Raw genomic sequence first — 7991 nt, 5'->3', positions numbered from 1 at the left:
ACTCTGCTTTTTTGCTATAATGAGGGGTATGAAATCCTATACGACCTTAAATGATTATTACCGAACTTTATTTGGAGAAAAGACCTTCAAAGTCCCAATCGATGCGGGCTTTGACTGTCCCAATCGTGATGGAACTGTTGCTCGAGGGGGCTGTACTTTTTGTACAGTTTCTGGCTCTGGGGATGCCATCGTAGCACCAGATGCCCCTATTCGGGATCAGTTTTACAAAGAAATTGATTTTATGCACCGCAAATGGCCTGACGTCAAAAAGTATTTGGTCTATTTTCAAAATTTCACTAATACGCATGAATCCGTCGATGTCATTCGGGAGCGCTATGAGCAAGCCATCAATGAACCAGGTGTCGTAGGGATTAACATCGGGACACGACCAGACTGCTTGCCGGATGAAACGTTGGCCTATCTAGCAGAATTGACAGAGCGCATGCATGTGACTATTGAGCTGGGTTTGCAGACGACCTATGAAACGACATCTGAATTGATCAACCGAGCCCATAGCTATGAACTCTATGTGGAAACGGTGAAGCGGATTCGCCAACAGGTCCCTAAGGCAGAGATTGTTTCACACTTAATCAACGGTCTTCCTGGGGAGACGCATGAGATGATGGTGGAGAATGTCCGCCGTTGTGTAACAGACAACGATATCCAGGGCATTAAATTGCACCTGCTCCATCTCATGACCAATACCCGGATGCAACGAGACTACCATGAAGGACGATTGCAATTGATGAGTCAGGAGGAATACGTGTCGGTCATCTGTGACCAACTGGAGATCATTCCCAAGGAGATCGTCATCCACCGGATTACAGGAGATGCTCCACGCGAAATGCTGATAGGACCGATGTGGAGTCTCAATAAGTGGGAAGTTCTGAATGCCATTGAAGCTGAGATGCGTCGTCGTGGAAGTGTTCAAGGTTGTAAAGTAGGAAAATAGGAGGAGTAGCATGTTGCGACCATTAGAGATGGCCCATGATTTTCTTAGGGAGGTCATTACAGATCAAGATACTGTGGTTGATGCGACCATGGGCAATGGGCATGATACCCTTTTCTTGGCAAAACTAGCCAAAGAAGTCTATGCATTTGATATTCAAGAGCAGGCCTTGGTCCAAACGCAAAAGCGTTTGGAAGAAGCAGGTCTTTCCAATGCCCATCTTCTTTTAAAGGGGCATGAAGAAGTAGATCGCTATGTGGACCAGGTCAAGGCGGCTATCTTCAACTTAGGCTATCTTCCTTCAGCAGACAAGTCGATTATTACCCAGCCTAAAACAACGATCCAAGCTATTGATAAACTCTGTCACCGCTTGATCAAGGGAGGGCGAATAGCCATTATGATCTATTATGGTCATGAGGGTGGGGACCTAGAAAAAGATGCTGTCTTGGAGTTTGTCTCCCAACTTCCTCAACAAGAATTTACGGTCACTAGTTACCGGACTCTGAACCAGATCAATCACCCCCCATTTTTGGTCATGATCGAAAAATTAGAAAGTTATCGCCATGGATAAAGAATTTTTAAAAAATAAAATTGATGCTCTTCGCCACGATTTTGTGGAGTCCACCTCTCATGAACGTGCCGTTGGTTTTTTAGATGAAGCACGGATGAGCAAAAAGATGATCAAAATCAAGAAGAAGCTGGTCTCTCTTGAAATGGAACGTTGCCAGAAGAAAATTGAGCACAAGGATCTGACAAAGATTGATCAAAAGATCCAAGAACAAAAGCAACTCTTTGAGGACTGTTGTAACCAACGATCAGGAGGATAAGGGATGGAGATTCTTGTATACGCCATTGTCTTTTCCTTAATCCTGATTGTCTCCAATGCGACCAATAAGTTGATTCCGACTTTACCCCTCCCTTTGATCCAGATATTATTGGGGATTGGGATTGGCTTTCTCTTACCCAATTCGGAGTACCACTTAGATACCGAGCTCTTTTTGGCCTTGGTTATTGGACCGCTCCTCTTTCGAGAAGCAGAAGAAGCAGACATCACCTCGATTCTGAAGCACTGGCGCATTATCGCCTTTTTAATCTTCCCGGTTATTTTTATTTCGACCCTTAGCTTGGGGTGGTTGGCCCATCTCTTGTGGCTAGGAATTCCACTAGCGGCCTGTATGGCAGTAGGGGCAGCGCTCGGGCCGACTGATTTGGTGGCCTTTGCCTCCCTTTCGGAACGCTTTACCTTTCCAAAACGAATCTCCAACATTCTAAAAGGAGAGGGCTTACTCAACGATGCTTCAGGTTTGGTTGCCTTTCGTGTGGCTCTAGCTGCATGGACCACTGGAGTCTTTTCCTTGGGCCAAGCTAGTTGGGACTTGGTCATCTCTATTTTAGGAGGGTTTGCGGTCGGGATTGTGACAGCTGCTGTCAACCGTGGGCTTCAAAAATTACTGCTCAGTGTTCGGGCAACGGATATTGCCAGTGAACTCATTTTAGAATTGAGTCTCCCCTTACTGACCTTCTTTATCGCAGAAGAGATCCATGTATCAGGGATTATTGCGGTTGTTGTGGCTGGGATCCTAAAGGCTAGTCGGTTTAAGAAAATTACCCTACTAGAAGCTAAGGTGGATACGGTCACGCATACGGTATGGAATACAGTCAATTTTATCCTCAACGGGTCTGTCTTTGTCCTCTTGGGGATGGAGTTGGAGATGATTTCTGAGCCAATTTTGAGGACTCCCTTTTACAACAATCTGCTCTTGATTGTGACTGTTCTCTTATTGACGGGGCTCTTGTTCCTGATTCGCTTTTTAATGGTGTATGGATTTTACTGGTATCGGGGTTTCCGATTGAAAAAATCCATTGACAAGTATCTGAAAGATGCCCTCTTGTTGACCTTTTCAGGGGTCAAAGGAACAGTGTCTATCGCGACCATTCTCTTGATACCGACGCATCTAGAAGCAGAATATCCAGTTCTCTTGTTTTTAGTAGCAGGGGTCACCTTGTGTAGTTTTTTAATCGGACTTCTCGTCCTACCAAAACTATCCGAGGACAAAGAGGAATCCAATGATCATTTGATGCATATTGCCATCTTGAACGATGTCGTCATGCTATTGGAGAAAGAGTTGACGGTGACCAAGCAGAAGGGTCCTTTATACGCGGCGATTGATAATTATCATGGACGGATAGAAAATATGATTCTCAATCAGGAAGATAAGGCGACTCAAAGAGACTGGGAGCAACTGAAACTCCTTATTCTCAGTATCGAGAACGATGGTTTGGAACAGGCTTATGAAGAAGGAAAGATTCGAGATAGAAGTTACCATGTCTACCAACGTTATCTTCGATCCATGGAGCAGAAGGTCAACCGCAATCTGTCATCTCGCCTGACCTATTATTTCTTGGTGCTCTTCCGCCTGCTCCGACTGCTGTTGCACGAGCTTGTGACCTTTGGATCCGGTATTCGGGCATGGAAAAACGGAGAGAATTACAAGCTTGAAGCCATCGACTATGACCAGATTGCTGCCTTGTATCTGGCCAATACGGAAATTATTATCGAGAGTTTGGAAAACCTAAAAGGGATTTATCGGAGTACCTTGATTTCCTTCCTTCAAGAATCTCGTCTGCGGGAAACATCGTTGATTACCAGTGGTGCTTTTGTAGAGCGGGTTATCAATCGCATCAAGCCCAATAATATTGACGAGATGCTAAGAGGCTATTACTTAGAAAGAAAATTGATTTTCGAATATGAGGAGCAGCACTTGATTTCGGCCAAGTATGCGCGTCGCATGCGCCAAAATGTCAACGAATTGGAAAACTATTCCTTAAGAGAAAGTGCCAATACTCTTCCTTATGACATGATTAATTATGCTCGGAATCGGTAAAAGTGAGTTTCCGCTTTAATAGAAGAAAAGAGATTGGTGACGCTTGTCCCAATCTCTTTGTTTTGTATCTTAGTAAGTCTTTTTACTGCTCTGGCTGGATATAATAGCGTTCTTCCCCGATTGGAATCAGCTGGACCTTCCCTCCATAGAAAGCTGATAGCGTTTCTTGGGTGAGAATTTCCTCCTTGGGTCCTTGGGCAAAACTTTGTCCCTCCTTGAGGAGAAGGACATGGCTAAAGGACTTGGTGATTTCCTCTGCATGGTGGGTGACAAAGAGAATGGTCGGCGCCTTTTCCATCTGCTTGATCTGTTGGATTAGCTGAAAGATCGCTTCCCGAGCAAATAAGTCAAGCCCACTGGAGGCTTCGTCAAAGATGAGAAGATCGGGTTCTTCCATGAGACTACGGGCGATTAGAATCGTCTGTTTTTCCCCTTGAGAGAGAGTCCGGTATTTTCGCCCAATCAAAGAAGCAGCACCGATGCGACGCAACATGGATCGTGCTTCCTCGAGTTCTTTTTCTCCATAAGCTGTATAAAGAATGCTACTCTTGTATTTTCCTGTGAGGACAATTTCTTCTGGGGATAGAGATTCAGGGATGCGCTCAGAAATAAAGGAGCTGACCACTCCGATTCGCTTGCGGAGCTCAGGAATCCCTCCTTGTCCAAATTGTGTTCCAAGGACAGAAACTTCCCCTTCCGTTTTCCAATATTCCGCCATTAAGAGACGGAGTAGGGTTGATTTGCCAGCACCATTCAGTCCAAGGATGGCCCAGGTTTCCCCCTTGTTGACGGTCCAATTCAAACGGGAAAGGAGATTTTTTCCTTCTTTTCTGAGAGTAACGTCTTTCAGTTCAATTAAGCTTTCTTTCATCTTTTTAACCTTCATAAAAATATTCTCTATTTTACCATAAATATGATAAAATAGCAGATAGGAGGAAAGGGATGTTTCATAAAAGTAAATTATTTTTCTGGACCTGTGAAGTCCTATTATTAACAATTATATTCTATATTTGGGGAAGTATGGGAAGCCTGATCTCTCCCTTTGTATCCGTTCTGAATACCATTATTCTTCCATTTTTGATTGCTGGTTTCTTGTACTACATCACCAATCCAATCGTAGAATTTTTGGAAAAGAAATTTCATCTGAATCGAATTTTGGGCATTCTATTAACCTTGGTAACCCTTTTTGGATTGATTATTTATGGGATTGTTTATATCTTGCCTATTTTGATCAACCAGTTGACAAGCTTGATTAATTCAACCCAAGGCTTGTATTGGGAAGTGCAAAGTTTTGTAACGAAGTTATCAAAGAATCCAGCCTTTCAGAGTATCAATATCCAATCAACCATTCAGCAACTAAACCTATCTTATGTGGATATTCTACAAAATATCTTAAATAGTGTGACCAATAGTTTGGGTAGTGTGGTGTCAACGATTGTGAATACACTCTTCATTCTGGTGATGACACCGATATTCCTAGTTTACTTCTTGATTGATGGGAAAAAACTGCTACCGATGTTAGAGCGGACCATCCTGAAAAATGACCGGCGGAATATTACCTCTCTCTTAGTGAGTCTCAACCAAACAGTTTCTCGCTATATTAGTGGAATTTCTATCGATGCTTTAATTATCGGGACTTTAGCCTTTATTGGCTACAGTTTTATCGGTTTGAAGTATGCCTTGGTCTTTGCCATTTTCTCAGCCTTGGCTAACCTCATTCCCTATATTGGACCGACGATTGGCTTGATTCCTATGGTGGTTACCTATGCCTTCACGGATTTCAATATGATGATCAAAGCGGTCATCTTCATGCTCATCGTCCAACAGATTGACGGAAATATCCTCTACCCTCGGATTGTGGGAGGGGTGATGAAGGTACATCCTATTACCATCATGGTCCTCTTGCTCTTATCCAGTAACATCTATGGTGTGATTGGGATGGTTGTGGCCATTCCGGTTTATTCGATCGGTAAAGAGATCGTGAAATTCCTCGTGGCCTTGTATGAAAATCATAAAAAGACAAAGGAACAGCGCAAGCAAGAGGAGTATGGAATCATCAATAAATCCTAACAGAATAAACGAGAAGGGAATGGGTGACCATTCCTTTCAAATTGAAGATAAAGTCTTCTAAAAAAACTTTCCTTAGGTGAGTACGGACGTCAGCGAACTTCGTCGAAGTTCCAAGACTAAATCAAGATGCAAAGGGCGTTCGCGGATAAAGTCAAAATAGGAAGTTTGACGCAGAATCTTTTGATTCTAGGAGAACTTATCTTTTTGACACAATCCGAAGCCCGTGTTCAATTTGTATTGAGCCTCTTCGCTCTTTAATCTCTGGGCTCAGGCTAAAACAGTTTCCCAAACTGTTTTACTCTCAATAATTCCGAGTGCCTGAAACTTAATTGTTTCAGGCACTTTTCTCACAGCGGAAAGTTTTAGCTCTACTTGAATGACTCAAAAAATAAGAGTCATTTTTTGAAAATTATCTAGCTGTTTTATGTAAAACAATAGTATGTCTACGTTCAAAAAGGAATGGGTGACCATTCCTTTTTGAGTATAGACTTAGACAGGATAGGCTAAGCGCTTGAATCGTAAACTTTTAGCTTTCCTTTAAGAAAATATGTTATAATGAATTAGTAATGATACAAAATCAAGGAGTTTCTATAAGATGATAGAATTGCTTGCCAAAAAGCAGCGACGCCAAATGCGTTTGCTAGAAACATTAATTCGTGAAAAGCGCTGGTTTCATTTGAAGGAACTCGCTGAAATGTTAGATTGTACAGAGCGGTCGTTAAAGGAGGATCTTTCAAATTTACGGACGGTTTTTAATGAATTTTTGATTGAATCTTCGACAAATGGTATTAAAATTAGCTATGACGATTCGATTGGGATTGAGGTGGTGTACCATCACTTCTTTAAAGAATCTACAGCTTTCTCCCTCTTGGAATACTTGTTCTTCCATAAGGATGTTTCCAGTGACTTAATTTGTAGACGGTATGATCTCAGCCAACAATCATTTTATCGCTTGATTCGAAATATCAACCAAATTATTCAGGAAAAGTACAATATTCGAATCACCTTGAATCCTCTAAATGTTGTGGGGGACGAAGTCGATATTCGCTTTTTCTATTCCCAGTATTTTGCAGAGCGGTATTATTATTTGGAGTGGCCATTTCCAGATATCAGAGAGCAAGTCATTATTGATTTCATCACCTTCTTCTATAAATTGACAGAAATCCCACTGACTTATTCGATTTTCCATTCCTATAAAATCATGCTGACGGTCTACCTATACCGGATTAAGCAAGGTTATCGAATTGAAGGGGCCAATAATTTTGAACAATACGCTTATCTCTATCAAGAGCTCCCAAAAATCAATGAGATGCTTCGTTATTTTGGTTTGCAGTTGGGTGTAGAATTTAACGAAGAAACCATTGAACAGCTCTTTATTATCTTCCTACAGAAACGCTTCTATTTTACCCCACAGGATTTGATCAACGCTACTGAGGAAGATGCTGTTACAAAAAAATCCTATATTTTAGCCTCTCAATTTCTTGATCACCTGAGTAAATCTTATGGCTTAGAACTTGAGAATTATGAAGAGATGATCATGCATATTCACAACACTGCCTATTTGGAGCGGCGTGAAATCTTTGGTGAATTTCTTCTCTATGATACCAAGAGCTATACCAATGAGGATTATCGAACCCTCTTCCCTAAATTTTATCAGGATGTTGAAACTGGTTTGTATCACTATCTCAAAGAGATGGGCTTTCATGAAAACCCTGAAAACCTCAAGCATCAGATTTATACCGTATTTTCACATTGGGAAAATCTATTGCCTCAACTATTAAGGAGACGGACAGCTGTCAAAGTCTTAATCATTAGCCGATACGATGACCACCATGCCAAGTCTATGATTGACTTCTTAAAATTCTATTGTACGGATAACTTTGAGTTTTCACAGGTTATCAAGCATGACTTTAATCTTCATGAACTAGAGCACACTGAGTATGATGTCATTGTTGCCAACTTTATGATTCCGGATATCAAAGGGAAAAAATTTATTTGTACAAGTAGTTTGACCCTTTTGGAACTTGTAGAAAAATTGAATGTGCTCTTTTATGATTTTACACGTTATGGAGTATAACTGAGCCTTC

The 7991-nt window shown here is 41.6% G+C and carries 7 protein-coding genes; 6 read left to right on the top strand and 1 reads right to left on the bottom strand.

Translation table 11 applies throughout. From position 1 onward, the window contains the following. The first annotated feature begins 19 nt into the window (after positions 1 to 19). Genes mnmL through AC3E8G_RS08460 form a run of 4 tightly spaced genes read left to right on the top strand, consistent with a single transcriptional unit; the run spans position 20 to position 3834 of the window. On the top strand, positions 20 to 952 hold the full coding sequence (gene mnmL, locus AC3E8G_RS08475) for a tRNA modification radical SAM protein MnmL/YtqA (RefSeq protein WP_048688267.1): 933 nt from the start codon (positions 20 to 22) through the stop codon (positions 950 to 952). Between the two features lie 10 nt (positions 953 to 962). Then, a complete protein-coding gene (mnmM, locus tag AC3E8G_RS08470; protein ID WP_490677496.1) occupies positions 963 to 1520 on the top strand; it encodes a tRNA 5-(aminomethyl)-2-thiouridylate-methyltransferase MnmM in 558 nt (185 codons plus the stop codon). Then, positions 1513 to 1776, top strand: a complete 264-nt coding sequence (locus AC3E8G_RS08465) for a hypothetical protein (RefSeq protein WP_006595800.1) — start codon at positions 1513 to 1515, stop codon at positions 1774 to 1776. The genes mnmM and AC3E8G_RS08465 overlap by 8 nt, the downstream gene beginning before the upstream one ends. A 3-nt stretch (positions 1777 to 1779) precedes the next feature. Continuing rightward, complete coding sequence (locus AC3E8G_RS08460; RefSeq protein WP_414285698.1) at positions 1780 to 3834, top strand: cation:proton antiporter; 2055 nt, start codon at positions 1780 to 1782, stop codon at positions 3832 to 3834. Positions 3835 to 3916: 82 nt separating this feature from the next. Here AC3E8G_RS08460 and AC3E8G_RS08455 read toward each other — a convergent pair whose 3' ends face one another. Beyond that, positions 3917 to 4720: an ABC transporter ATP-binding protein gene (locus AC3E8G_RS08455; protein ID WP_195348073.1), complete on the bottom strand. Its 804-nt coding sequence runs from the start codon at positions 4718 to 4720 to the stop codon at positions 3917 to 3919. A 56-nt stretch (positions 4721 to 4776) separates the two neighbouring features. Here AC3E8G_RS08455 and AC3E8G_RS08450 point away from each other — a divergent pair, with 56 nt between their 5' ends. Then, entirely contained in the window at positions 4777 to 5904 is a 1128-nt protein-coding gene (locus tag AC3E8G_RS08450) for an AI-2E family transporter (RefSeq protein WP_048715385.1), read from the top strand. Positions 5905 to 6499: 595 nt separating this feature from the next. Beyond that, on the top strand, positions 6500 to 7981 hold the full coding sequence (locus tag AC3E8G_RS08445; RefSeq protein ID WP_490677495.1) for an AcpB/EbpR/MafR family transcriptional regulator: 1482 nt from the start codon (positions 6500 to 6502) through the stop codon (positions 7979 to 7981). The last annotated feature ends 10 nt before the right edge of the window (positions 7982 to 7991 follow it).

Source organism: Streptococcus sp. SCPM-O-B-15294 (M123) (assembly GCF_058200455.1).
The sequence above is the reverse complement of the archived record's forward strand: the minus strand, read 5'-3'. Positions and strand labels throughout refer to the sequence as shown.

Excerpts from the sequence above, each read along its gene's own strand:
- mnmL (WP_048688267.1), top strand. The coding sequence starts at position 20 with ATGAGGGGTATGAAATCCTATACGACCTTAAATGATTATTACCGAACT.
- mnmM (WP_490677496.1), top strand. The coding sequence starts at position 963 with ATGTTGCGACCATTAGAGATGGCCCATGATTTTCTTAGGGAGGTCATT.
- AC3E8G_RS08465 (WP_006595800.1), top strand. The coding sequence starts at position 1,513 with ATGGATAAAGAATTTTTAAAAAATAAAATTGATGCTCTTCGCCACGAT.
- AC3E8G_RS08460 (WP_414285698.1), top strand. The coding sequence starts at position 1,780 with ATGGAGATTCTTGTATACGCCATTGTCTTTTCCTTAATCCTGATTGTC.
- AC3E8G_RS08455 (WP_195348073.1), bottom strand. The coding sequence starts at position 4,720 with ATGAAGGTTAAAAAGATGAAAGAAAGCTTAATTGAACTGAAAGACGTT.
- AC3E8G_RS08450 (WP_048715385.1), top strand. The coding sequence starts at position 4,777 with ATGTTTCATAAAAGTAAATTATTTTTCTGGACCTGTGAAGTCCTATTA.
- AC3E8G_RS08445 (WP_490677495.1), top strand. The coding sequence starts at position 6,500 with ATGATAGAATTGCTTGCCAAAAAGCAGCGACGCCAAATGCGTTTGCTA.